Origin of the sequence: Bacillus licheniformis DSM 13 = ATCC 14580 (genome assembly GCF_000011645.1) — a bacterium.
Lineage (GTDB): Bacteria > Bacillota > Bacilli > Bacillales > Bacillaceae > Bacillus > Bacillus licheniformis.
This window is the reverse complement of sequence record NC_006270.3, coordinates 2,851,287-2,876,814: the sequence shown is the minus strand read 5'-3', so window position 1 is coordinate 2,876,814 and position 25,528 is coordinate 2,851,287. Positions and strand designations below refer to the sequence as shown.

General features: G+C 44.1%; 28 protein-coding genes, 1 tRNA gene, 3 pseudogenes and 1 other annotated feature (1 of these 33 running past the window's edge). Of the genes and pseudogenes, 27 read left to right on the top strand and 5 right to left on the bottom strand.

Translation table 11 applies throughout. The annotated features are described in order from the left end of the window. Positions 1-40: 40 nt before the first annotated feature. Positions 41-484 carry a YslB family protein gene (locus tag TRNA_RS36315; protein ID WP_003184184.1) on the bottom strand — a complete coding sequence of 148 codons (444 nt, stop codon included), beginning with the start codon at positions 482-484 and terminating at the stop codon, positions 41-43. 301 nt (positions 485-785) lie between these two features. Here TRNA_RS36315 and TRNA_RS36310 point away from each other — a divergent pair, with 301 nt between their 5' ends. From TRNA_RS36310 to TRNA_RS36245, 15 genes are all read left to right on the top strand, one after another. Then, positions 786-1,394 (top strand): succinate dehydrogenase cytochrome b558 subunit, encoded by a 609-nt coding sequence (locus TRNA_RS36310; protein WP_003184182.1) that lies wholly within the window; start codon positions 786-788, stop codon positions 1,392-1,394. Positions 1,395-1,427: 33 nt separating this feature from the next. Then, a complete protein-coding gene (gene sdhA, locus TRNA_RS36305; protein ID WP_003184180.1) occupies positions 1,428-3,191 on the top strand; it encodes a succinate dehydrogenase flavoprotein subunit in 1,764 nt (587 codons plus the stop codon). After that, positions 3,188-3,952: a succinate dehydrogenase iron-sulfur subunit gene (gene sdhB / locus TRNA_RS36300; RefSeq protein ID WP_009329332.1), complete on the top strand. Its 765-nt coding sequence runs from the start codon at positions 3,188-3,190 to the stop codon at positions 3,950-3,952. The genes sdhA and sdhB overlap by 4 nt, the downstream gene beginning before the upstream one ends. 62 nt (positions 3,953-4,014) lie before the next feature. After that, a complete protein-coding gene (locus TRNA_RS36295; RefSeq protein ID WP_003184175.1) occupies positions 4,015-4,485 on the top strand; it encodes an acyl-CoA thioesterase in 471 nt (156 codons plus the stop codon). A gap of 17 nt (positions 4,486-4,502) precedes the next feature. Beyond that, a complete protein-coding gene (locus TRNA_RS36290) occupies positions 4,503-5,201 on the top strand; it encodes an SDR family NAD(P)-dependent oxidoreductase (protein WP_003184174.1) in 699 nt (232 codons plus the stop codon). Between the two features lie 175 nt (positions 5,202-5,376). Then, entirely contained in the window at positions 5,377-5,601 is a 225-nt protein-coding gene (gene gerE, locus TRNA_RS36285; RefSeq protein WP_003184172.1) for a spore germination transcription factor GerE, read from the top strand. 163 nt (positions 5,602-5,764) lie between these two features. Continuing rightward, the gene (locus TRNA_RS36280) at positions 5,765-6,208 is read left to right on the top strand and encodes a MarR family winged helix-turn-helix transcriptional regulator (protein ID WP_003184148.1); all 444 of its coding nucleotides are present in this window, start codon (positions 5,765-5,767) and stop codon (positions 6,206-6,208) included. A gap of 7 nt (positions 6,209-6,215) precedes the next feature. Beyond that, positions 6,216-7,034: a glutamate racemase gene (racE, locus tag TRNA_RS36275; protein WP_009329331.1), complete on the top strand. Its 819-nt coding sequence runs from the start codon at positions 6,216-6,218 to the stop codon at positions 7,032-7,034. A 151-nt stretch (positions 7,035-7,185) separates the two neighbouring features. Continuing rightward, a complete protein-coding gene (locus TRNA_RS36270; RefSeq protein ID WP_003184146.1) occupies positions 7,186-8,295 on the top strand; it encodes a GerMN domain-containing protein in 1,110 nt (369 codons plus the stop codon). Positions 8,296-8,420: 125 nt separating this feature from the next. After that, entirely contained in the window at positions 8,421-9,161 is a 741-nt protein-coding gene (gene rph / locus TRNA_RS36265; RefSeq protein WP_009329330.1) for a ribonuclease PH, read from the top strand. 21 nt (positions 9,162-9,182) lie between these two features. Next, positions 9,183-9,773: an XTP/dITP diphosphatase gene (locus TRNA_RS36260; RefSeq protein ID WP_009329329.1), complete on the top strand. Its 591-nt coding sequence runs from the start codon at positions 9,183-9,185 to the stop codon at positions 9,771-9,773. 16 nt (positions 9,774-9,789) lie between these two features. Continuing rightward, the gene (locus TRNA_RS36255) at positions 9,790-10,311 is read left to right on the top strand and encodes a YfcE family phosphodiesterase (RefSeq protein WP_009329328.1); all 522 of its coding nucleotides are present in this window, start codon (positions 9,790-9,792) and stop codon (positions 10,309-10,311) included. A gap of 119 nt (positions 10,312-10,430) precedes the next feature. Beyond that, positions 10,431-10,504: transfer RNA gene (locus TRNA_RS36250), tRNA-Arg, on the top strand. A 121-nt stretch (positions 10,505-10,625) separates the two neighbouring features. Continuing rightward, positions 10,626-10,772, top strand: a complete 147-nt coding sequence (locus TRNA_RS43785) for a hypothetical protein (protein ID WP_011198176.1) — start codon at positions 10,626-10,628, stop codon at positions 10,770-10,772. 137 nt (positions 10,773-10,909) lie between these two features. Continuing rightward, the gene (locus tag TRNA_RS36245; protein WP_031314682.1) at positions 10,910-11,269 is read left to right on the top strand and encodes an ArpU family phage packaging/lysis transcriptional regulator; all 360 of its coding nucleotides are present in this window, start codon (positions 10,910-10,912) and stop codon (positions 11,267-11,269) included. 94 nt (positions 11,270-11,363) lie between these two features. Here the strand turns inward: TRNA_RS36245 and TRNA_RS43395 are convergent, their stop codons facing one another. Beyond that, positions 11,364-11,495, bottom strand: coding sequence for a Phr family secreted Rap phosphatase inhibitor (locus TRNA_RS43395; RefSeq protein WP_003184137.1), 132 nt, complete (start codon positions 11,493-11,495; stop codon positions 11,364-11,366). Continuing rightward, complete coding sequence (locus TRNA_RS36240) at positions 11,492-12,682, bottom strand: Rap family tetratricopeptide repeat protein (RefSeq protein ID WP_009329326.1); 1,191 nt, start codon at positions 12,680-12,682, stop codon at positions 11,492-11,494. The genes TRNA_RS43395 and TRNA_RS36240 overlap by 4 nt, the downstream gene beginning before the upstream one ends. A gap of 194 nt (positions 12,683-12,876) precedes the next feature. Between TRNA_RS36240 and TRNA_RS36235 the strand changes: the two genes are divergently transcribed. The 10 genes and pseudogenes from TRNA_RS36235 (at position 12,877) to TRNA_RS36175 (ending at position 21,717) form a co-directional block, all read left to right on the top strand. Further along, positions 12,877-14,871 (top strand): T7SS effector LXG polymorphic toxin, encoded by a 1,995-nt coding sequence (locus TRNA_RS36235; RefSeq protein ID WP_011201711.1) that lies wholly within the window; start codon positions 12,877-12,879, stop codon positions 14,869-14,871. A 5-nt stretch (positions 14,872-14,876) separates the two neighbouring features. Then, positions 14,877-15,356, top strand: coding sequence for an antitoxin YezG family protein (locus TRNA_RS36230; RefSeq protein WP_009329324.1), 480 nt, complete (start codon positions 14,877-14,879; stop codon positions 15,354-15,356). Between the two features lie 412 nt (positions 15,357-15,768). Beyond that, entirely contained in the window at positions 15,769-16,125 is a 357-nt protein-coding gene (locus TRNA_RS36220) for a hypothetical protein (RefSeq protein WP_003184124.1), read from the top strand. A gap of 110 nt (positions 16,126-16,235) precedes the next feature. Beyond that, a pseudogene (locus tag TRNA_RS36215) lies at positions 16,236-17,154 on the top strand (DNA cytosine methyltransferase). A gap of 55 nt (positions 17,155-17,209) precedes the next feature. Continuing rightward, on the top strand, positions 17,210-17,983 hold the full coding sequence (locus TRNA_RS36205; RefSeq protein WP_011198174.1) for a DUF4145 domain-containing protein: 774 nt from the start codon (positions 17,210-17,212) through the stop codon (positions 17,981-17,983). Positions 17,984-18,122: 139 nt separating this feature from the next. Further along, positions 18,123-18,371: a hypothetical protein gene (locus TRNA_RS36200; RefSeq protein ID WP_003184119.1), complete on the top strand. Its 249-nt coding sequence runs from the start codon at positions 18,123-18,125 to the stop codon at positions 18,369-18,371. A 46-nt stretch (positions 18,372-18,417) separates the two neighbouring features. Beyond that, positions 18,418-19,278, top strand: a pseudogene (gene terS / locus TRNA_RS36195) (phage terminase small subunit). Further along, positions 19,275-20,570 carry a PBSX family phage terminase large subunit gene (locus TRNA_RS36190; RefSeq protein WP_011198171.1) on the top strand — a complete coding sequence of 432 codons (1,296 nt, stop codon included), beginning with the start codon at positions 19,275-19,277 and terminating at the stop codon, positions 20,568-20,570. The pseudogene terS and the gene TRNA_RS36190 overlap by 4 nt, the downstream one beginning before the upstream one ends. A gap of 3 nt (positions 20,571-20,573) precedes the next feature. Continuing rightward, positions 20,574-20,827, top strand: a pseudogene (locus TRNA_RS36185) (phage portal protein); the annotation flags it as partial. Between the two features lie 398 nt (positions 20,828-21,225). Next, entirely contained in the window at positions 21,226-21,717 is a 492-nt protein-coding gene (locus tag TRNA_RS36175; RefSeq protein WP_003184110.1) for a hypothetical protein, read from the top strand. Between the two features lie 43 nt (positions 21,718-21,760). Here TRNA_RS36175 and TRNA_RS36170 read toward each other — a convergent pair whose 3' ends face one another. Continuing rightward, positions 21,761-22,015: a hypothetical protein gene (locus TRNA_RS36170; RefSeq protein WP_009329319.1), complete on the bottom strand. Its 255-nt coding sequence runs from the start codon at positions 22,013-22,015 to the stop codon at positions 21,761-21,763. 412 nt (positions 22,016-22,427) lie between these two features. Between TRNA_RS36170 and gdhA the strand changes: the two genes are divergently transcribed. Further along, positions 22,428-23,810 (top strand): NADP-specific glutamate dehydrogenase, encoded by a 1,383-nt coding sequence (gene gdhA / locus TRNA_RS36165; protein ID WP_009329318.1) that lies wholly within the window; start codon positions 22,428-22,430, stop codon positions 23,808-23,810. A 42-nt stretch (positions 23,811-23,852) separates the two neighbouring features. Here gdhA and TRNA_RS36160 read toward each other — a convergent pair whose 3' ends face one another. Continuing rightward, positions 23,853-24,080, bottom strand: coding sequence for a hypothetical protein (locus TRNA_RS36160; RefSeq protein WP_003184104.1), 228 nt, complete (start codon positions 24,078-24,080; stop codon positions 23,853-23,855). A 458-nt stretch (positions 24,081-24,538) separates the two neighbouring features. On the opposite strand from TRNA_RS36160, the gene ilvE reads away from it, so the two are divergent. Beyond that, positions 24,539-25,453, top strand: a complete 915-nt coding sequence (gene ilvE, locus TRNA_RS36155) for a branched-chain-amino-acid transaminase (RefSeq protein ID WP_003184102.1) — start codon at positions 24,539-24,541, stop codon at positions 25,451-25,453. Positions 25,454-25,457: 4 nt separating this feature from the next. After that, positions 25,458-25,528 (top strand) — a binding site (T-box leader); it runs 191 nt beyond the window's last position.

Genomic DNA, 25,528 nt, shown 5'->3' with positions numbered 1-25,528 from the left:
AAAAAGGCGGGACTTTTGCAGTCTCCGCCTTTTTGCATAGTTATGCCGGGTCTTTCAAATCCCATTTCACCGTTAAAACCACTTTTCCGGCTCTTTTTTTCACCTGTTCATAAGATTCGGCAATTTGTTCGTTCATCAGCTGGATTTGCTCGGCGATAAACCCGGCTTCAAGCTGAAAGCAGGGCTCCTTTTGATACTTGAGGCGGTTTGAAACCAGCGGGCCTTCGAGTTCAAACTCAAGCTCCTGTTTTTTTGAATGGACGATCGCAAGCGTTCCCCAGCCTGCATCCTGAAAGAAAGCGGGAAGATCCTCCCGGGATTCAAGCGGGAACTTGCGGGCGAGCTTTTTTCCCGCCCAGTACATCATATCTGCGTAGTCTTGTCCCAGCATATCGGGAAGCAGCACTTCCCTGATCAACTCATAGCCATATGCGGAGACTTCCAGCTCTTTTAATTGCGCTAAGTTTGCTTCATATTTATTCATATCCAATGTCTCCCCTCTTTTCTCCGTTTATTATAGCTTAAATGGGGTGAAAGATTACAGCGGAGACATGCATTTAGGAAGAAAAAAATCTGATATATTTATATTTTGATAAAATAAAATTTTCAAAAATATGATTAAATTTTAGAAAATTTCAATTTATGTACGCGTTTTCTTGACGCCTATTTCTCATAGGAGTAAAATGAAATTGTCATAAAAACTTAACAAAGTGCGATATTTGAAACAGGACGGGGGATAGGAGACCTTTCATTTTTACTGCACTTTTCAACTAGGGGGTAAAGCAATGGCCGGGAACAGAGAGTTTGTTTATCGAAGACTGCATTCTTTGCTTGGCGTCATACCGGTGGGCATATTTTTAATCCAGCATTTGGTTGTCAACCATTTTGCGGCAAGCGGAGAAGAGGCGTTTAATAACGCCGCTCACTTTATGGAAAACCTGCCGTTCAGGTACGCTTTGGAAATCTTCGTGATTTTCCTTCCGCTGATTTATCATGCTGTTTATGGAGTATACATAGCTTTTACAGCGAAAAACAATGCGAACAGATTCGGCTTTTTTAGAAACTGGATGTTCGTTCTGCAGCGGATTACAGGAATCATTACCTTGATTTTTGTCAGCTGGCACGTGTGGGAAACACGGATTGCCGCCCAAATGGGGGCAGAGGTGAACTTTGACATGATGGCTGATATTTTGAGCTCCCCGATCATGCTCGGCTTTTACATTGTAGGTGTCCTCTCAACAATCTTCCACTTTTCAAACGGTTTATGGTCGTTTGCTGTCACTTGGGGAATCACTGTTTCTCCTCGCTCACAGCGAATCGCCACGTTTGTGACAATGGGAGTCTTTGTTGTGCTGTCCTATGTAGGGCTGAGAGCGATTTTGGCATTTGTGTAAAAGAACTAGATTACTAGAGGGAGTGGGGCAGGCATGAGCAATTCAAGCATCATCGTTGTCGGCGGAGGACTAGCGGGTCTGATGGCGACCATTAAAGCTGCGGAAGCAGGAACAAATGTAAAACTATTTTCGATCGTTCCCGTTAAGCGCTCACATTCCGTATGTGCGCAGGGCGGAATCAACGGAGCGGTCAATACAAAAGGTGAAGGAGACTCCCCATGGGAGCATTTTGACGACACGGTGTACGGAGGCGACTTTCTGGCGAACCAGCCGCCGGTCAAAGCGATGTGTGAAGCGGCGCCGTCGATCATTCATTTGCTTGACCGCATGGGCGTCATGTTTAACAGAACGCCTGAAGGGCTGCTTGACTTCCGGCGCTTCGGAGGAACCCAGCATCACAGAACGGCATATGCGGGGGCGACGACCGGACAGCAGCTCTTGTACGCGCTGGATGAGCAGGTTCGCCGCTTCGAAGTTGAAGGGCTCGTTTCGAAATATGAAGGCTGGGAGTTTCTCGGAGCCGTTCTTGATGATGACAATACGTGCAGGGGCATCGTCGCCCAAAACTTAACGACGATGGAAATCGAGTCGTTCCGTTCGGACGCAGTCATCATGGCGACCGGGGGGCCGGGCATCATCTTCGGAAAATCGACGAACTCGATGATCAATACCGGATCAGCCGCTTCGATCGTTTACCAGCAGGGTGCTTACTATGCGAACGGAGAGTTCATCCAGATCCATCCGACCGCCATTCCTGGAGACGACAAGCTGCGGCTGATGAGCGAATCGGCGCGCGGTGAAGGCGGACGAGTCTGGACGTATAAAGACGGCAAGCCTTGGTATTTCCTCGAAGAGAAATATCCGGCATATGGAAACCTTGTGCCGCGTGATATTGCGACGCGTGAAATATTTGATGTGTGCGTCAGACAAAAGCTCGGCATCAACGGCGAAAACATGGTTTATCTCGATCTTTCCCACAAAGATCCGAAGGAATTGGACATCAAGCTGGGCGGAATCATTGAAATCTATGAAAAATTCATGGGTGACGATCCGCGCAAGCTGCCGATGAAAATCTTCCCTGCGGTTCACTACTCAATGGGCGGACTTTGGGTCGACTACGATCAGATGACCAACATTCCTGGACTGTTTGCCGCGGGAGAATGCGACTATTCGATGCACGGCGGAAACCGCCTGGGAGCGAACTCGCTCTTGTCAGCCATTTACGGCGGCATGGTGGCAGGTCCGAAAGCCGTTGAATACATTCAAGGTCTCGAAACATCCGCAGAAGATCTGTCTTCTTCCGTTTTCGATGCATACGTCAAAAAGGAAGAAGAAAAGTGGGCTGACATAATGAAAATGGACGGCAATGAAAATGCTTATGTCCTTCATAAAGAGCTCGGCGAATGGATGACAGACAACGTGACGGTCGTGCGCTACAATGACAAGCTGCTGAAAACGGATGAAAAAATCCAAGAGCTTGCCGAGCGCTACCGAAACATCAATATCAACGATACGGCAAAATGGAGCAACCAGGGCGCCGTATTCACGCGCCAGCTGCACAACATGCTGCAATTGGCACGGGTGATCACGCTCGGTGCATACAACCGGAATGAGAGCCGCGGCGCCCATTATAAACCGGATTTCCCTGAACGTAATGACGAGGAATGGCTGAAAACAACAATGGCGAAACATGCAGGCGATTTTGAAGCCCCGAAATTCCATTATGAGGATGTCGATGTTTCATTAATCGCACCGCGTAAACGGGATTACTCGAAGAAAAAGGTGGCGAAATCATGAGTGAAAATAAGACAATCAAGTTTATCATCACTCGTCAGGATACATCGGATTCTAATCCTTACCAGGAAGAGTTTGAAATTCCATACCGTCCGAATATGAACGTGATTTCCGCTTTGATGGAAATCAGAAGGAACCCGGTGAATGCAAAGGGAGAAAAAACGTCGCCGATTGCTTGGGATATGAACTGTCTCGAGGAAGTGTGCGGCGCTTGCTCCATGGTGATCAACGGCAAGCCGAGACAGTCCTGTACAGCGCTGATCGACCAGCTTGAGCAGCCGATCCGCCTTGAACCGATGAAAACATTCCCGGTTGTCCGCGACCTTCAAGTGGATCGGAGCCGCATGTTTGATTCGTTAAAGAAAGTCAAAGCATGGGTGCCGATCGACGGCACATATGATCTCGGACCGGGACCGAGAATGCCTGAAAGAAGACGTCAGTGGGCTTATGAGCTGTCAAAATGCATGACTTGCGGCGTGTGTCTTGAAGCTTGTCCGAACGTGAACGATAAAACAAACTTTATGGGACCTGCACCGCTCTCGCAAGTTCGCTTATTCAACACCCATCCGACGGGAGCGATGAACAAATCTGAACGGCTTGAAGCGATTATGGGAGACGGCGGACTGGCCGAATGCGGCAACTCGCAAAACTGCGTGCAGTCGTGTCCGAAAGGCATCCCGCTCACAACCTCAATCGCTGCATTAAACAGGGATACGACCGTTCAGGCGTTTAAAAACTTCTTCGGAAGCGACAACACGGAATAACACGAAAAAACGCACCTCTTCAAACCGAAGAGGTGTTTTCATGATCAAAGGGGATGAAAACATTGAAATTGCCGGGATATATCGAAGAACCGTTTGACACATGGTGTCAGTCATTTTCTTTTTTTGATGAAGTTTCCGTCCGTTTTTCAGAAACGGACATGTTCGGTCATATGAACAATGTCACACCGTTTGTCTACTTCGAAGAAGCGAGGATTTCCTATTTCAAGCACCTGGGCGTCATGGACCGCCTTTCAGACGGGAAGAGCGCGGCCATTCCCGTCGTGGCGAGCCAGCAATGCGACTATTTTCAGCAGGTCATGCTTCATGAACGTTTAAAAATCGGCGTCAAAACAGCATCTGTCGGCAACGCCTCGCTCACCCTCCATTACGCAGCGAAAAATGGGGAAGGCGGCCTTTGCTTTACAGGACTGGCGGTTATGGTGCAAATTGCGAAAGATACGGGTAAACCCGTGAAATGGACAGACGAACAAAAAGCAAAACTGCTTGGCAATAACTCATTTCCTGAGAAATAATTGACAGGGAGAGGAAAATGAAAAAAGCGATAATCATCGGCGCGAGTTCCGGAATTGGCAATGCGCTTGCCAAGCAGCTGTCAGCCGGAGGAGTGGAGGTCGGTCTTGCTGCAAGACGGTATGAGCTGCTAGCCAAATTGCGCGACGACCTCCCTGGACCTTCATACATTAAAAAGATCGATACAGCCGACAGCGAACACTCGCCTATACTGTTGAAAGAACTGCTTGATGAGATGAATGGGGCAGACGCAGTCTTCATCTGTTCAGGTGTTGGATATTTGGAAAGCGAAATGGATTGGAGCAAAGAAAAGGAAACGATCGATGTCAATGTGACGGGATTTGTGTCCTGCTCGAACGTGTTGATGGAGCATTTTATCAAAAACGGGAGAGGGCATTTAGTCGGCATTTCATCCATCGCCGCGCTGAGAGGAAACGGAGGGGCCGTCACCTACGCCGCTTCAAAAGCATTCGTTTCAAATTATTTAAAAGGACTTCGTCAAAAAGTGAAAAAACTCGGTTGCGATGAAATTGCGGTCACCGAAATTCAGCCCGGCTTCGTGGACACGGCTCTTGCAAAAGGTGATCATCTGTTTTGGACGGCTTCGCCCGAAAAAGCGGCTGCACAAATCATCAGCGCTGTGCAGAAGAAGAAGACGCACGCATATATTACGAAGAGATGGCGGCTGATCTCCTGGATTTTAAAATGTCTTCCTTAGAAGTTCAGCCCTGAAACGATGCCTGTGTCATGATTTGAAAAATAGGTGTTTGAGGGAACCCTTTTCTCCGTCAGAAACGTCACCGACCTTGCGTATGTTTCATATGATATCACGACTATATCGAAACCCATTCGTTTCAGATCAGCTCTCACCTTAGCAAGGAGGGTTACAATACTTGAAGGAGAAAGAGTTTCAATCAAAGCCGCTGCTAACAAAAAGAGAAAGAGAAGTGTTCGAATTGCTCGTTCAAGACAAGACAACAAAGGAAATCGCAAGCGAGCTCTTTATAAGTGAAAAGACTGTACGTAATCACATTTCCAATGCAATGCAAAAATTGGGAGTGAAAGGCCGTTCGCAAGCTGTTGTTGAACTTCTTCGAATGGGTGAGCTAGAGCTCTAAATTGAGCCGGTGTTCCTTCTTGTATCAAGAAGGGAACCGGTTATTTGTTTTTTCAAGAGCAATTTGTATATTCATGTTGAAGTCTTGCAATTTGTGTAGAAAAGAAGGAAAATAGACTCAAGTGTTTTGAAAACAAAACAACGAGTCGAGCGAGGTAGAGAAAATGAATTCGAATGCTTCTTTGAATCACATAGCGGACATTGAAAAATCACTCCGCCATATTGCGGGCATCATTAAACAAAAAGGAAGAGAAATTCTCACCCAATATACGATTACCCCTCCCCAGTTTGTCGGTCTTCAATGGCTGTATGAATACGGGGATATGACGATCGGCGAGTTATCACAAAAGATGTACCTGGCGTGCAGCACCACAACGGATTTAATTGACCGAATGGAGAAAAACAACCTCGTTGAACGGGTTAAAGATCCGTCCGACAGGCGCGTAGTCCGCATTCATCTTCTATCGGAAGGAGAGCGGATCATCCAGGAGGTCATTCAAAAAAGGCAGGACTATTTAGAAGACATGTTAGAGGCGTTTTCCGAGGAAGAAACAGCCGCGTTTGAAAAATTATTAATTAAACTTCAGCAGGAAATGAACAGAAAATGAGGCGATTTTGTTGGATCAACCGATAGGAGTCATTGATTCGGGAGTCGGCGGTTTAACCGTTGCAAAAGAAATCATGAGGCAGCTGCCGAAAGAAAAAATTATATATCTTGGAGACACGAAAAGGTGTCCATACGGACCGAGGGACAGAAAAGAAGTCCTGTCATATACATGGGAAATGACAAATTATCTGTTATCCCGCCACCATATTAAAATGCTCGTGATCGCCTGCAATACAGCAACGGCCATCGCGCTAGAGGAAATCAGCAGGGAAGTTGCGATACCCGTCATCGGCGTGGTGCAGCCCGGAGCCAGAACCGCGATTAAAGTGACGGAAAACCAGCGAATCGGCGTAATCGGAACGGAAAACACGATCAAAAGCGGCGCATACGAAGAAGCGCTTCTTTCGCTGAACGGAGATTTAACGGTGGAAAATCTGGCTTGCCCAATGTTTGTCCCGTTTGTGGAAAGCGGCAAATTTTTGGATGAGACGGCTGATGAAATCGTCAGGACGTCACTGCACCCGCTCAGAGATTCATCAATCGATACGCTGATTCTCGGATGTACGCATTATCCGATTTTAAAAGAGCCGATTCAGCGCTATATGGGAGAGCGCGTCAACATCATTTCCTCCGGAGATGAAACGGCCAGGGAAGTCAGCACGATCTTGTCATACAACGGTTTATTAAGCAAAACGGCGGAACCGCCGGAACACTTGTTTTTAACAACTGGGGAGCGTGCCCGCTTCACAAAAATTGCAAACGATTGGTTTGGATACGAAGTGAAAAATGTGGAAAGCATTTCTCTTCAGGAGACCGCTGTAAAATAAAGCTGCCGCACATGCAAACGGCAGCTTTTTTCATGGCCTTTTCTTTTAAAGAAAAGGTTTTTTGTATTCAGAGGGATTTTTTTAAAAAGCGGTCTAATTCAAAAACGGGCTCGTATACATAATAGTACAAACTGCCTTAGGAGGGAAAAGTATGCTGAAAAAAGGAATGAAAGGAATCGCGGTTACGGTTACGGCCTCCGCGCTGCTTCTTTCCGGGTGCGGAATATTTCAGTCAGATCAAGCCTCAGAGGAGATAGATCCGCCGCAGGACATCACATATGTAAAAGAGGAGAAGGAGCAAGACAAAACAGACAAAACCAAAGATAAAACAGAAGACAAAGGCAGCAAAACGACAAGCGACGATAAAGCCGCTCAAACGGGCGATACGGTCATGAGAGAGCTTTATCTCATTGATAAGAACGGCTATGTGACAGCGCAGACGCTGCCGCTGCCAAAGCAGGAAGGGACGGCTAAACAAGCGCTTGAATACCTCGTTGAAGGCGGCCCTGTTTCAAACATCCTGCCAAACGGATTCAGAGCCGTGCTGCCGGCGGATACAACGGTCAATGTTGATATTAAAGAAGACGGAACAGCGATCGCTGATTTCTCAAATGAATTTAAAAACTATAAAGCTGAAGATGAGCAAAAAATCGTACAGGCGATTACATGGACGTTAACGCAGTTTAACTCGATTGATAAAGTGAAGCTCCGCATGAACGGCCATGATTTGAAAGAAATGCCTGTTAACGGCACGCCGATTTCAGAAGAACTCAGCCGCGAGGACGGCATTAACCTCGACACGGCGGGTGTGACAGATATAACGGCGACACAGCCGGTCACCGTCTATTATTTGGCTGAATCAGATAAAGGCACATATTACGTTCCGGTGACAAAGCGGACGTCTGCAAAAGAAAAAGATCAGGTGACGGCGGCGATTAAAGAGCTGACTGAAGGACCGGACAATAAAAGCGGCCTGCTCTCCGATTTCCAGGGCGACGTCAAGCTTGAAAACAAGCCGAAGATTGAAGACGGCCATGTAACCCTCGACTTTAACGAAGCGATCTACGGAAGTGCCGACGGCCAGAAAAAAGTGATATCGGATGAAGTGTTAAACAGTATCGTGTTGACATTAACCGAACTGCCTGATGTGAAAAGTGTGTCGGTTACCGTGAACGGAAAATCCGAGCTCGTGAATGAAAAAGGAGAAAAGCTTTCCAAGCCGGTTTCAAGACCGAGCAAGGTGAACACAGGTAGTTTTTAAGCCGAAATTTTTGATATACTATAGAAAAAGAGGTGAGCGATCAAAGCTGCCTCTTTCTTTATTCAGCTTTTTGGAAGAGCGGAATGATTGTGAAAGGTTTATGTACATACAATCGGAGGTAAAAAATGAGATACGATGGAAGAAAAAACAATGAACTGCGCCCTGTCACAATGGACCTCGACTTTATTACGCATCCGGAAGGATCGGTCCTGATTACAGTCGGCGGGACAAAGGTGATATGCAACGCGTCTGTGGAAGACCGCGTACCGCCCTTTTTGAGAGGAGAAGGGAAGGGCTGGATCACCGCGGAATACAGCATGCTGCCGCGGGCCACGAACCAAAGGACGATCAGGGAATCGTCAAAAGGGAAAATCTCCGGGCGGACGATGGAAATCCAACGGCTGATCGGACGAGCTCTTCGGGCGGTTGTTGATTTGGAAAAGCTCGGTGAGCGGACGATCTGGATCGACTGCGACGTCATTCAGGCGGACGGAGGTACGAGAACTGCGTCGATTACCGGAGCATTCACCGCCATGGCGCTTGCCGTCGGAAGACTCGTCGAAAAAGGCGCGCTGAAGGAGATGCCGATCACCGACTTTTTGGCTGCCACTTCAGTGGGCATCGATAAGGAAAAAGGATTGATCCTTGATTTGAACTACCAGGAAGATTCTGCAGCTGAGGTTGATATGAACGTCGTCATGACAGGCGAAGGCCGCTTTGTCGAACTTCAGGGAACAGGAGAGGAAGCGACATTCTCAAGAAGTGAACTGGACGGGCTTTTAGAGCTGGCTGAAAAAGGGATCGCCGAACTCCTCGAAAAGCAGAAAGAAGTGCTCGGCGACGTTGCATTATCTATTCAACAATAACATGAGAAAGGCTGATACACGATGAAGGAAGTCATCATTGCCACGAAAAACGAAGGGAAAGTCAGGGAATTCAAAGCGATGCTTGAACCGAGGGGCTACGATGTCAAATCTTTACTGGACATCGGCTATACACCCGAAATCGAAGAAACCGGGCAGACTTTTGAAGAAAACGCTGTGATTAAAGCGGAAACAATTTCGAAAGAAACCGGAAAAATCGTGATTGCCGACGACTCCGGCCTGTCTGTCGACTATCTCGGCGGCAGCCCCGGCGTATACTCGGCCCGCTATGCAGGAGAAGAGAAAAACGATCTCGCCAATCTGAAAAAGCTATTGAAAGAGCTCGAAGGGGTGGAAAAAGAAGACCGTTCCGCGAGGTTCAGATGCGCGCTCGCAATATGCATTCCCGGACAGGAAACGAAAACGGTCGAAGGTTCTGTGGAAGGGTACATTACCGAAGAGCCGCGCGGCACAAACGGCTTCGGCTACGACCCGGTTTTTCTCGTCAAAGACAAAGATCAAACGATGGCCGAGCTCTCAAGCGGCGAAAAGAACAAAATCAGCCACAGAGCGGAAGCGCTGAAAAAGCTGTCCGCTTTATTGGATCAAGCGTAAAGGAGGAGGGCCGATCATGAAGGTTCTGATTGTCAGCGACAGCCACGGCCTTGAAGACGAACTGGAAATGATCGCTGAGCGGCACGGGAAGGAAACAGATCTCATCATCCATTGCGGGGATTCTGAATTGGACCCTTCCCATCCCGCGCTTTCCTCTTACTTAACGGTAAAAGGAAACTGCGATTTTTACGGGGAGTTCAAAGACGAAATCGTCGTTCCCGCCGGATCGAGAAAGCTTTTTTTCACACACGGGCATTTATACGGCATTAAACAGTCGCTTTTAAATGTGTACTACCGGGCTGAAGAGCTCGGCGCCGATATCATCTGTTTCGGCCATTCCCACATCGCGGGAAGCGAGCTGATGGACGGAAAACTGCTGATCAACCCCGGCAGCATCCGCCTTCCGCGGGTGCGGAAAGAAAAAACTTATGCTATACTAAACATTGACAAAGACAATGCAACGGTTCGCTATTATGACTTGGACGGCCGGGAAGTCGAAAGCCTGACGAACCATGTACAATTGCCAGCACATTCATGAGGAAGAATTTTTTTCTTCCTCGTGAAGAAAAAAATTCTAAAAAGTTGTTGACTTTATGTCCCGATCCGCATATAATAAATCTTGTCGCTGATAGTTAAAGCGAAACAAAACAACATCATGTCCCAGTAGCTCAGCTGGATAGAGCAACGGCCTTCTAAGCCGTCGGTCGGGAGTTCGAATCTCTCCTGGGACGTCACGTAATGGGGCGATAAAGCCCGTCATCATACGCTTTCTACTCGTTAAATGTAACGGTCAATTAAAAAACCGACGCAATTTTGAACCGTTCAATTTAACGAAGTAGGAGGCGTTTTTTGTTGACGAAAAAGAAACCGATTTTCACAATCGACGAAGATTTTTCCGATTTGACTACGGCGCAGAAGCCTCCGGTAAATACGCCGAAAAAGCGAGTGAGGGATCGAATTACCATCGAAATGAAATTATTTGAGAGAAACAACAATTAAGTCTGATGGATTCAGGAATTTATATTGGTCCAAGACGGAGAGCCTGCGGACACCAAATTGACGTTGTATATACGTTTATTGGTGTCTAATTTGTTTTTAGGAGGGATTTAGCATGTCAGCTACACAACTGACTTTTTCTGCCGCCTATAGACGAAAAAGAAGTCAGAAATACGATTATAAGGGAGCTAAAAAGATATAAGGCTTTAAAGGTTCAGCTTGAAAACCGGAAAGAACGGGAAGCGGCCGGGATGAATAACCTTTTCCTGCAGCTCAGGGATCAGCACTCTTTAAATGAATTGAAAGTTTGTCAGATGGACAGGGCGCTTAAACAAAGCCTTGATGGTGATGAATTAAAGATCATAAAGGCCAAGTATCTCTCTCCCCAAAAAATAAAGGACATTGAGATTTATATGGAGATGGGGTTGAAAAAGGACAAATGCTATCAGGTCAAACGGCGGGCCATTTACAATCTTGCGACAGCTCTCGGGATAATCTGAGGGCTGTTGTGAACAAAAAAGCAGACTCCCAGGAGTCCGCTTTATCAAAGTGTACTTTTTTAATCTTAAGGGCCGAACTGAATCACGTTATGATTTAACCAAAAAACGCATTTTCAGCAACTTTAAAGTCTCCAGTACCGAATTCAGCTTTTCCTTGAGTAGTAAAGTTTAAAATACCAGTTAAAAATACACCTGTTATTACTGCACCTAAAAGTAATTTTTTCATGAGACAAGTTCCTCCGTCCATGTTTGAATTTTGTCGCGAGCGACTACTCCTTCATCGAAGTATTTCGCCGCTAATTCATGATATTCCTTCTTTTTGAAGTGTCTTGCTGCAATGATAGCTAAATCTGCTACGTCTGACCAAAGCTTTTTGTCTCTTAGCATATTCAATCCTTTATCTAATAAGGTCTTATCCAACTCTTTATATATTGAGTGTATGACTAATAACTTGGCTTCGTACGTTTTTTCGTTTATTTCTTTTGCGAGATTGAGGGCTTTTTGATACCAATGTGTCCCTTCTTCGAATAAACCTTTCTTGAATAAAACCCTTGCCAGCATATAAGAAGTTCTGATGATTGCGATTTTGGAATGTAGATTTTCAAAAATGTCGAGAGCTATTTCGAAGGATTCACGCGCTAAATCGAGTTTTTCTTGTCGTTCGTAAGCAAGACCGAGATTGTGATGTCCGAGTCCCTCAACGTAATTTTGTCGGGTATCAGCAGCCATTTTTATTGCTTTTTTATATACGGACTCAGTTAATTCGTATTGATGTAGATCCAGTCTGTTTGCCGCAATTATCATTTGAGTGGTTGCTGCCCTATTTTCATAATTTCCAAGGGCTAAAAAGCTTTCGAGCGCTTTTTCTGCGTGTGTTAACGAGAAAAAATTTTGGTGAATTTCATAATATGCAATAGCAATTTGATAATTGAATTCTGCTCGTTCTGCTTCGTCTGGTATTTTATTTATCCAATTTTCAGCAATGCGATAAAAATTAATGGCTTTCGTAAAGTTCTTTATGTAAAACTGATACAGCCCGCTGAAAAAGTAAAAGTAATACTGAAGCATGTCGTCCGTCTTCTTTTCTTCAGCTCTATACTTAAGACTTTTTAAGATGCTTCCGGATTCGTTATATTTTTCGATCAATAATTTATACCGAGAATCTATCATATTGAAATAAAGCAAAACATCTTGATTCTTCTCCATATTATCAATAGCCTTCTGAATTTCTTTCTTCATTTGAGTTGCTTTATGAACTTGCTGTAACTTAATTGTTGCATACCATTGATTCAACATATTCCCGACCTTTTCGGATCGTATTTTAACAACCAATTCCCACCATTCCTTTCGTATAATTGATTTGAAATATTCAAAAAAATAAGTATCCATTTCCTTTTTCTGCATACCTTTCATTTTACAGAAAGGATCATTTTTTTACAATGATTTTCCTTTTTTGGAATTCAAAAAAAGCCTGTCGACTGTGTTGGGTTTTAAGACCTGATCAATAAGATTCATTTTCATGGATAGACAGGATTTATTCACCAATTTCTTTCCGTAAAGTGGTAAAATCTATACTGATTGTAACTTTAGTATTAGAGGGGAATGCCATGAAGACTCTTGATGTCCATGCGTTGCACCATGCAATTGATCAAACGCTGGAACAATTAAAACAGCAGTCAGACGAATTATCCAAAGTCAAAAAAGCCGTAGAGGGCATTACATCACTTGATGATGCTTTAAAAGGAAAAGGCGGCGACGCGATCCGCGCCTTTTACGAGGAATGCCACACCCCTTTTCTACAGTTCTATGATACTTTCATAGAGGAATACAGTTCCACGCTGAAGAAAATGAAAAGCGCGCTGAATTCGCTGGAACCAAACCACAACGGGTTTATTTCGCAAAGCTTTCTTGAGCACGAGCTGGAACAAGGATTGAATGCGGCCGACCGCACTACGAAGCGTTTGGTTTCTAAAACAAATGCCACGATCGCAAAAGTCAGCCACATTGTCGATTTGCCTGATTTGAATGACAGCGGTTTTCACGAACAGAATCAGAAAGCTTTAAAGGAAATCAATCAGACAATTGAAAAGCTGCACGCCTTCGACCGCGAACAGACAAGCGCTCTTAAAACCGCTGAAAACGACCTGGAAACGATGCAGAGATACATAAGCCGGCTTGAAAAAATGTACACAGGCCCTAAAATTGAAATTACCGGTTACCAAAAAGGCTCGATTTTAAAGCCAGATGAGATGGATGCTTTACGTGGTGGACAAGACACAGCGATGGGCGTCATGTTGGATAAGCTGGATAAGAGATCAAAGCTTGAAAAAGAGGCCAGCAAAATAGAACCTATGAGTCATACTGATACGTTGAAGAAAAAACTTGAAAAGTTGTATGATGATCCGGATGAGTTTCTCAAAGTTGCTAGAGAGATTGGATATGATAATCTTACATCTGAACAGATGAATTATGTTACTGCCATTGAAGAAGCTTATGAGTTCAGAGCAGATCCAATTAAAGGAACTCTGGAAGATGGAAAACATGTCTTAGAAAGTATGAAAGGCTTTGTGGTTGGAGGATATGAATTTGCAAAAGATACGATCCAAGGAACGATTGAAACAGGTAAAGCTCTTATTGGACAAGCAGACGACTTTATTAAAAACCCAAAAGCAACTGTAAATTCAGTACTTGAGTATGATTACAAAGCCGCTTTCGAAAGTATGTTGCAATCAATCGCAGATTCTTGGGATGAAAAGATGGTACATGGGGATTCATATTCTCGCGGACACTATATTGCTTATGCGATTGGGACGATATGGGGGTTGGCAGAGGCCGGTCCTACTGTCGTATCAGGCTCAAAAAGTCTTGGCAAAGCTGGCAAGGCTGCAGCCCAAACAGCAAAGAAAAATATTAACTCTGTTAAACAGCATTTCAATCCGCCTAAAAACCGCTATACTCCTGCATTAGAAGGGATGCTCCAAAGAGCGGGAGAGGCCCCTAATGTGAAAAATACGCCTTTGCTGAAGGAGCTGCTTGAGGATAAAAAGAAAAGTGTGCTTTTTAAAGCTAATAGTGGGAAAAAACCTGGAAAAGCAGATAGTCATGCAGTACATACAGTAAAATACGGAGACCAGTATACCAGATTAAATCGTAAAAAAGTTTTGAAGCCAAACGTTGTGTATGAAACAAAACAGGGCTATACGTTTAAAACGGATCAAAAGGGTCGAATTAATAGTGTAAATGCCGATTTGCAACTTGGAAAAGCAAAAAGAAATCTGTATGCTCAATCTAACGTTGGTAAACCAGATAGACTGCCAGATGATGACGGAGGACATTTAATTGCTTCTCAATTTAAAGGTTCAGGGGACATAGATAATCTTGTGCCTATGAATTCTCAGGTTAATAGAAGAGGCGGAAAGTGGTATGAGATGGAACAAGAATGGAGGAACGCTTTAAAAGAAGTTCCCCCAAAAAAAGTTAAGGTCAAGATCAGCCCTATATATAAAAATGACTCTTTAAGACCGGATTATTTTAAAGTCGAATATAAAATTGGGAATGAAAAAATCAAAAAAATAAGAATTAAAAATGAGAATGGAGGTTAATATTTATGGAAACTGAAAAGATGGAAAAATTATACCAAGAGATAGCAGAGGGGATTAACGAAATCATCCCTACTGAATGGGAAAAGGTCTATCTCTATGCTGAAATATTAGATGATTCATCAGAGGTTTTCTTTTATTTTAATGTACCGCAAAATAAGGATTATATTTATTCTCATAACATACCTGAACATTTCAATGTTAGTGAAGATATCTATGATGAGTTATTGTTTGAGCTTCATGATTTATTTGAGGATCTGCAAAATGAGTTTAAACAAAATAATTCCGAAGTTTGGACAAATCTCACTTTAACACTCGAGAGAAATGGAAAGTTTTCAATGGATTATAATTATGATGATGTAATTAAATCAGATTTAAATGGTTCTCAACGACAAATTATCTGGGAATATAAGAACTTAGGCATTTTTCCTAATGATGAAGATAATATTAGATTCTTGGAAGAGTATTTAAATTCAAATAATAATTAATAATAAGCTCCCTATGAAAGGGGAGTTTTTTTATGAAGAAGTTGCTGTTTAATGGTTAGATATCCGAGAAAAAGCCGACAAAAAGGGGGATAAAATGGGGGACTTTTTCTATTCCATTTTGTCATACGATAGAGACAAGAAAAACGAACGTGAATATCGAGTCCAAGACGGAGAGCCTGCGGACACTGATCTTTTGCACACGGATGTTGTGCAGCTGATTGGTGGCCGCTTTTTTATTGGCCAGAATGGGAGACGCACCTTTCCCTTATCAAGGGTGAACTCGGATGTATCGAATGATGATGAAGATCGTCAGCTTCAAAGGAGGAGCGGCTGGAGTCTATGCAGGATTGCGCGCGATAGTCACGGGGAACGCAAGCGGTGAGATCCCGTTTGCACAGGAAGTCATTTTTATATGGCTTCCTATAATCTTTGCGTCCTCATGGAAGAAAATCCAAAGACTCTCCTGGTTTCAGTTGTAAATTTTGATGAGGCTGAGGAAAAAGCGCTCAACCTGGCTTTAAATAAGATCAGCGGTGACTGGGATGATTACAAACTTGAACAGGTTTTGGAAGACCTGCAGCACAATAATTTTGATCTATCCCTTACAGGCTTCTCAGAAAGTGAAATAGATGAAATCTTGGGAGAGCTGGCTGAGCATGAAGGCAACGAAGGAAAAATCAATGACAGCCAGGAATTAGACCTGGATGATTATGAAGATGATCATTTCCAACATACCTGCCCCAAATGCGGATTTTCATTTAATGAATAGATGATTACATGGAAAAGAAAGAGTACCGTTGGAAGTTGGGCGATTTAAAAAACATCAAGAAAAATGGCCTTAAAGTATTCAGTACATTCTCTTGGGGCGGGGGTTCCTCTATGGGCTATAAGCTCGCCGGTTACGATCTTTTGGGGAACTGTGAGATCGATCCGCAAATGATGAAGATTTACAGGAAGAATCATAATCCGATATATCCTTTTCTTATGGACATCAGAGACTTTAACAAAATGGAAAATCTGCCTGATGAATTGTTCGATTTAGATATTTTTGATGGTTCCCCGCCCTGCAGCGTGTTTTCTATTGCGGGGGATCGGGAAAAGGCTTGGGGAAAAGAAAAAGCCTTTCGTAAAGGACAGGCAAAACAGTCACTTGATGATCTATTTTTTCATTACCTTGATGCTGTTGAAAGGCTGCGGCCAAAAATCTTTGTGGCCGAGAATGTCAAAGGAATGGTCAGCGGAAATGCAAAAGGTTATGTGAAGCTGGTGATTGAACGGACCAAGGAAATTGGATATGATGTTCAACTGTTCTTGTTGAATGCTGCCACAATGGGAGCCCCGCAACGTAGAGAGCGGGTCTTTTTTATTTGCCGAAGGAAGGACTTGAATTTACTACCGCTTAAATTGTCCTTCAATGAGCCACCGATTGTATATAAAGAATTCAGAAGCGGCCATGGTGCAAGGCTTAAAGAAACATCAAAGCTTTATAAAAGATGGGTGAAGCGACGGCCGTCGGATAATAATGGGAGACATCACGAAAAGGATTGAAGGGAAAGAATCTAATTTCAATACGATATTAGTGAAAAATAGCCTTGTCCCGCCTACTCTCGGGAGTGGTTCGGTATTTGTCCGTTATGATGAGCCCTACTATATCTCTGAACGGGATATCATTTTAATGCAATCTTTCCCACTCGATTATGATTTTATGGACGCATCTGTTCAATATGTTTGTGGGATGAGTGTTCCTCCGGTCATGATGAAAAAAATATCGGAACAGATTTACAATCAGTGGTTTTAATAATTCTCACTACATTTAGAAAAATGTTATTATTTTTCTAAAAAGGGTGGAATATATGACCGTTGTGCCGGAGAAATTGTACTGTAGAGCTTGTAAGAGAAAAACAAACCATCAGATAGTTAAAAATGAGCATGACAATGAACTAAAGTATTCAATAAGTAATTTAGATTATGATGAAGAAATTGATTTTCAATTTAATGAGGATTATGCAATAGTTCAATGTAGAGGTTGTGACGCTATTGCTTTTCTAAAAATATACGGCGATGAAGATATGTTTCATATAGTCGGTTCAAATTATCATACTGATAGAGAATACTTTGTCGAATACACTGTCTTTCCAGAAGAGCCAAAAAAGGAGGATCCGGTAGAACAGTTATTACAATTCAAAGAAAAATATGAATTCGATCACTTACCTAACTTAATAAATGGAATTAGAAATGAAACAATTAATGCTTATCGCCAACGTATGAATTTATTATGCAATACGGGAATTAGAATGCTTATTGAATCAATATGTATGGTAAATGGAATTGATAAAAGACCGAAGATTAAGAAGGGAGAACCAGTGTTAGATGGTCATAAAAACCCGGTAATGGTCAATTTAAATTTGGTTCAAAAGATAAATGAACTTAAAGAAAAGAATATAATTGATGAGGAACAACGAAGGATACTCTTGGAAATTAAAGATGTAGGAAATCAGACAGTACATGAAATATTTCGACCGAAACGGAGAGATTTATTGTTATATCTAGAAACATTAGATTTAATACTATTTAATATTTATGAATTACCTCATATTAAAATAACAAATTCACCAAGCCCTAGTTAGGGCTTATTTTTATAAAGAGGGTGCTGACAACACCCTCCCTTACCCAAGGCCATCACCCTGGTAAGAGCGTGATGAAGACGCGGCCGCGTTTCGTGGGAAAATCACGCTCTCATCTCTATTCTATTGGAGGACCAGGCAGATGGCAACAGAAAATACAAACATACGTTCCTGCGATGATAAAGAAAAAGAGAAACTGCTTCTCCTGCATAGCGCTGAATTGCTTGAAAACATCAGTCAATCTAAAGAGAAATATCGAAAAATTATTCAGGCAGGTATCACCCAATGGGTCAAAGATTTTCAAAGCGGTCATATTAAGGTGAACACTGTTGAAGATTTAAAAAAGCTCATCGAGCTCGATATACAGCTTCAGAAAGATGAAGAAATTTAAAAACAAACTCAAACTCAATTCAGGTTGCGGAGGTGGGTGAAATGTAATGGCCAGACCGCGTGATCCAAGACGTGACGAAGCGTTCCGTTTATGGAAAGAAAGCAGCGGAACCAAGAAATTAAAAGACATCGCGGATGAATTGGGCGTCTCAAGCAGTACCGTCCGCAAGTGGAAAGCAATAGATAAATGGGAAGATAAAATCAAAGGGAGCGCTCCTAAATCGAATGGGAGCGCTCCTTTTCGTCCCAGCGCTCCAATAGGCAATAAAAACGCCAAAGGAAACAAGGGCGGGAATGCACCGCCTGGAAACGAAAATGCGAAAGGGAATGCCGCACCAAAAGGAAATAAAAATTCCGCCCGTACCGGCGAATATGAAACGATCATGTGGGATTTTTTAAACGAGGATGAGAGACAGCTGTTCGGAGAAATCTAAACGGACCCACTCTTTCAAATTGACTTAACGATCAGGGAATTGAGCCTTCGGGAGCGGAGAATGATGCAGCGGATCAGTCGGATAGAAAACGGCCTATCTGAAAAACAGCGCCGCGTGCTGCAACAAATGCGCAAGGTCAAGGACATCGTTCAAACCCCGGATAAGAATGGACTAGTCAAACCTGTTCCGGTTATGAATGAGCGTCTTGTTGTGACTGAAATTGAAGAAACCGAGATGCGGGCTATTGATGATATTTTGAATATCGAGGAGGCGCTCACTCGTGTAACGGATAAACGGTTGAAAGCCATTCGCCAGAAATACGATATGATCCGCTTAATGGATGAGCAAGAATTGAAGCTCCGCGGCATCTATCTTTCAAACGAGACGAAACAGGCAGAGCTTGAACGCCTTACCGCCCGCCCTGTGGACAATTCTGTGAATATCACAATTACTCGTAAGGGTGACGGCAAATGACGGTAAAAGAAGTCAATCCGCATTTTGAAGATTTTCTCTTTGACTGGAACCAAAAATTTCAGCTGCTCGTTGGCGGTTACGGATCATCCAAAAGCTATCACATTGCTCTCAAGCTCATTTTGAAGCTTCTTGAAGAAAAACGGACAGTCTTAGTCATTCGTGAAGTGTACGACACTCATCGGGATTCTACATTCTCTCATTTTGAAGGGATCATCAATGACTTAGAGATTGATCATATTGTGAGGTGTATGACATCTCCGATGCAAGTCAGGTTCCCAAATGGCAGCCGGATCATCTTCAAGGGGCTGGACAAACCGGCCAAACTGAAATCGATCAACAACATCTCAATAATATGGATTGAGGAATGTTCAGAGGTCAAATATGAAGGCTTTAAAGAGCTTCTCGGCCGTCTGCGGCATCCTACACTGCCGCTTCATATGATTTTTTCCACGAACCCGGTCGGGGAAGACAACTGGACATACAAGCATTTCTTTAAAGACGATCTGAACAATCGATTTGTCCTAGATGATAAGGAGCTGTACGAAAAGCGAACGATCGTCTTAAATGACACATACTATCATCATTCCACGGCGGAAGATAATTTGTTTCTGCCAGAAAGCTATGTAAGGCAGCTGGATGAACTGAAAGAATACGATCCAGACCTTTACCGCATCGCCAGGAAAGGTCATTTTGGCGTGAATGGGGTTCGGGTTTTTCCTCAGCTTGAAGAGTGGCCACACGATGAAGTAATGCAGGCCGTCTCGAACATTGACTGCCCCATCAAGCGGGTAGGAATGGACTTTGGTTTTGAAGAATCCTATAACGCCGTTGTCCGGCTTGCGGTGGATCATAAGAAAAAGTACCTCTATATCTATTGGGAGTATTACAAAAGAGGAATGACGGATGACAGGACAGCAGAGGAGCTCCAAGAATTTAAGAACACCCAAGAGCTTATCAAAGCTGATTCAGCGGAGCCTAAAACGATTCAGTATTTCCGGCAGCAGGGTTTCAATATGGTGGGAGCTCATAAGTACCAGGGTTCGCGCCTGCAGTATACGAAAAAGATCAAGCGGTTTAAAAAGATCATTTGTTCCGGCCAATGCAGGAACACCATTTTTGAACTCAAGCCGCTGACCTATAAAAAGGACAAGCTGGGTAGCATCATTGAAGATGAATTCAAGATCGATCCCCACACTCTTTCGGCCATCTGGTATGCCCTCGATGATTACGAGGTCACCGATCTGAAGGAGAAACCGAAAATCCGGCAGCGGCCAAATAGAGAGAGGAGGTAAAGCATGGCTCAACAATCTGTGAAAGCCACCGTGTTCAAGGCAAATGCCCCAAGTGAAACGACCAAACAGATTTACGAAGATCAATTCGACTATAAAGGAAATGACATCATCGAGCCGCCTTATAGTTTGAAGGAATTGAAAAGCACCGCAGAGTATTCAACGATCCTGCAGCAGTGCATCCATGCCTATAAGACCAAATATTCTCGGTTTTTGGTTTTGATGTAGAGTACACCTTTGATATTAACGGAGATGATGTAAAACCTGGATTTTGCTTTTGGCAACAGGGGAACGAATGTCCACTTTTTAAACTTACGAATTAATTGGAAAATTGGGAGCGAGCGGGGAGCGGATTCGCTCCCAATCAGGTATTTTTCGTTCCTCCAGAAAACAAAAAAGAGCAAAGAACCTTGATATCATGGGCTTTCGGTTAAGTGGTGTCACATGCTGTCCATAAGGGTCATCGGCCTTCTAAGCCATCGGTCTGGAGTTCGAATCTCCCCTGGGACGTCACTGAAAAAAGCCTCAAACTTCTTGGCATACAAGGGTTTGAGGCTTTTGGTGTTGCAAAACAACAACATCCTAAAAATTCCCTTTCATCATTTCAAACAAAATGAAAAAGCTAAAGGGTGTGATCAATTTTAAGGAGGATGTTGTAATGACAAAACAACAGCAAAATCAGCAGCAAAAGCAGAAGCAACAAAAACAAAAGCATGAGCAGCTGCTCGGGGCCAACATCACAGATACCGAACTTGCTCAGGAATTCGGAAACATCCAGCAGCAGCTTGCCCAGCTGGAGCAAACTGTTAATCAAATGGGGTCACAGCAGCAGGGCCAAAGCGGCCAGCAGAGCTCTCAATTGAGCCAGGGAATCAATCAGCTGAAACAGCAAATTCAGCAGTTCAGCTCCCAATCTCAGCAGCAAATGCAGCAGACGGATCAGCAAATTCAGCAAAGCATTCAGCAGGCTGTCCAGCAGCTGAATCAGGCTCTTCAAGGGATCCAGACAAACCAGGCCATGAACCAAATGAGCCAGGCGCTTCAGCAGGCGCAGCAGTCATTTAACCAGCAAGGGCAACAAGGACAACAGGGTCAGCAAAATCAACAAAACCAGCAGCAAAATCAAAATTTTCAACAGCCTCTACAATAAAAAGCTGTAAAGAGCCGTTTAGCACGGCTCTTTTTTATATCGGTCATTCCTCGTTTTGATCCTCTTCGTCATGGGTTGGATGCGCTCCGGGATATTGACGCGGCGTTCCTTGATGAAGATTGCGGAATTCGTATGCGAAATTGCTGTAGTATTGCTGGCCTTCCTTCCATGGCGTGCTTTTGTTCTCAACGGGCTCGTCTTTGCCCTGTGCAGCTCCATACGCACCTTCAGGAAATTCTTCAGCTGTTAAAAAGTTTCTTTGCGTTTCAACGTTCGACATTTCTTTTTTGTCGTCCATCAGATCACCCCTGTTTTAGTTTTATTGTTGCCATGAAAAAGGGGAGCTATGTGTTTTCGTTTTGTATGCAGTAGGTTTCATTTTAAAAACGGGATAAGATGCTCATTCTCTGCCGGGAGTACAAGGGGGGAAATGCGCCGATCACAAAGAAAATAGACATTTTGTACAGAAAGAACCTGTCAGATAAAGTGGTATTTTATGGTTTATTGGTCCTTTTCTCCTCAGCTTTTAAGAGCTGTCCTTCTATCTTATGACCCGTCTATTCTCGCTTTTTGTTATACATCTCAATTCAGCAATGGTTTTATCTGTTTTCCAGATTGATGTAAATGGGGCATTGGTTGTAAAATTTACCATGAGAGAAAATCTTACAATGTTCGTTCTGCTTTTATTTTAGAAAGGGAGCTGAAAAAAGGTGCATACGCTAGAAAAAATGGAGCAAACAAATTTCCAGACGGCGAGAGATTATGTGACACAAGCATACGAGACAGTACAGAAGCGAAATTTTTACGAAAGCGAATTTCTTCAAGCTGTAAAGGAAATATTTGATTCCCTTGTCCCTGTATTGGCAAGGCATCCAAAGTATATCGAACACCGCATTCTTGAGAGGATCGCAGAGCCGGAACGGATGATCACCTTCAGGGTGCCGTGGGTCGATGATGAAGGCAATATCCGGGTTAACCGAGGGTTCCGGGTTCAATTTAACAGTGCAATCGGTCCGTATAAAGGCGGCATCCGCTTTCACCCTTCTGTGAACGCGAGCATTATTAAATTTTTGGGTTTTGAGCAGATTTTTAAAAATTCTTTGACCGGACTGCCGATCGGAGGCGGAAAAGGCGGGGCTGATTTTGATCCGAAGGGCAAATCGGACAGGGAGATTATGAGTTTTACGCAGAGCTTCATGAATGAACTGTACAGACATATCGGACCGGACACGGATATCCCTGCCGGCGATATTGGTGTCGGAGCAAGGGAAGTCGGGTTTATGTTCGGACAGTATAAAAAGATTCGGGGCCGCTATGATGCAGGCGTGTTAACAGGCAAAGGCCTTGAATACGGGGGCAGTTTAACGAGGAAAGAAGCGACAGGGTACGGTCTGGTTTATTTCGTGGAAGAAATGCTGAAGGATCAGGGGATGCGCTTTGAAAACAGCACCGTTGTCGTCTCCGGTTCAGGGAATGTGGCGCTGTACGCGATGGAAAAAGCCGCTCAATTCGGTGCGAAGGTGGTGGCCTGCAGCGATTCTGACGGCTATGTCTATGACGAAAAAGGCATCTGTCTTGAGACGGTGAAGCGGCTCAAAGAAGACGGGAACGGAAGGATTCGCGAGTATGTCAGCGAGCATCCGGAAGCACACTATTTCGAGGGATGTACCGGCATTTGGTCTATTCCATGCGATATCGCGCTTCCGTGCGCGACCCAGAACGAAATTGACGAAGAGGCGGCCGAAGTGCTCATTTCAAATGGGGTCAAAGCTGTCGGAGAAGGAGCAAATATGCCGTCTGAAGAGGGCGCCGTCAAACGCTTTTTGGATGCGGGAGTTCTATTCGGACCGGCTAAGGCTGCAAATGCCGGCGGTGTAGCCGTTTCAGCGCTCGAAATGGCGCAGAACAGCGCACGGCTTCACTGGACGGCGGAAGAAACGGATGCGAAGCTCAGGGCGATCATGGCTGATATTCACAAGAGAAGCGTTGAAGCGGCTTCAGAATACGGACGGCCCGGAAATCTGCTCGACGGCTGCAATATAGCCGGATTTATCAAAGTGGCGGATGCGATGATCGCTCAGGGAGTCGTTTAACGGTAAAAAGAGAGAGCATGATGCCCTCTCTTTTTTTGTGCTTTATTCATTGTCTCTGAATCCACCGGTAAAGGCGTGTACAGCCGGAACGGAAATTCCCGGGTAGCCGATGCCGAATCCGAGCGTCGGAGTGGTGAACACCCCGCCGTACGGATAATAGGTATATGGCCCGTGTGCTGAAGGATTATAGACATAAGTAACCGGGTAGCCGAAGTATCCCGGGTATTGGCGCACGCGGGGAACAGAGTGCGCAGGAAAAGTGCGGTACATCATATTCACCTGTTTCTTTTTTGATTAACACCAGTTTATGTAAAAAAATCGTAAAATGGAGTCTGTACATATATGTGGCAAAAAATCTAACCGGCGGGGATGAAAGTATAAAAAATTGTCGGGATAAAATCTAACAAAACTGTATAAAACGCCAGTTTTTTTATGTAATCTTTATAGATTACATAAAAAATTTTAAATTGTTTTTCAATTTTACATTTCCTTTTATATCAATCATGTAAGCGTATACAAGTAGATTGATTAATCAAAATTGTCTAATAATTTTAAAAAATACGGTTGACACTGCATGTAAAGGGGCGTAATATGAGTTCAAACAAAAGAACAAATCACTTGAAAACTTTTCATCTTTCCCGGGAATGACAGCGGGAAAACGGGTTCCCGCATCATGAATTTTTAATCGTTTAAAGCGTTCATTTACAACAGAAAGGTGTGCTAGAGGGATGGGGGACCAGAAAGACCAGTGGATCTTCCTAAACGACAAACTCGTTAAAAAAGAAGACGCTAAAATATCAGTCTATGATCACGGATTTTTATACGGGGACGGCGTGTTTGAAGGGATCAGGGTATACGACGGCAACATCTTCAGAATGCAAGAGCACATGGACCGCCTCTACGATTCTGCGAGATCGATCATGCTGGAGATTCCATATCCACAGGAAGAACTGACACAGCACGTACTCAAAACAGTCGAAAAAAACGGGCTGAAAGACGCTTACATCCGCTTGGTCGTTTCAAGAGGAGCAGGTGACCTCGGACTCGATCCAAACAATTGTTCAAACCCGAGTGTCATCATAATTGTCGAACCATTGGCAATATTCCCGAAACATTTATATGAAACGGGGATTGACATTGTTACGGTTCCGACAAGAAGGAACAGACCCGATGTGCTGAGCCCTAAAGTAAAATCGCTGAACTACTTAAACAATATTCTTGTCCGGATCGAGGCGCATATGGCGGGTGTGACGGAAGCGCTCATGCTCAATGATCAAGGCTATGTCGCCGAAGGGTCTGCGGATAACGTATTTATTTATAAAAACGGAAAGCTCTTGACGCCTCCGGGCTATATCGGAGCGCTTGAAGGAATCACCCGGAATGCCATCATCGAAATAGCGCGAGAGCTCGGCTATGAAGTGAAAGAAGAGCCGTTTACCCGCCATGACGTATACACAGCCGAGGAAGTGTTTTTAACCGGAACGGCTGCAGAAGTCATCGCGGTCGTAAAAGTTGACGGCCGCAAGATCGGGGACGGCAAACCGGGAGTCCACACAAACCGGATGCTTGAAAAGTTCCGCGAGCGCGTCGTCCGTGAAGGGTTAAAAGTCAGCCTCAAAGATCAAAGCTTAAGTGTCAGCTGAATAAAGATAAACGTTGAAGAGGATAAGTAGCAGCGGAAACGCCGCCTGCAGAGAGCCGGGATTGCTGGGAACCGG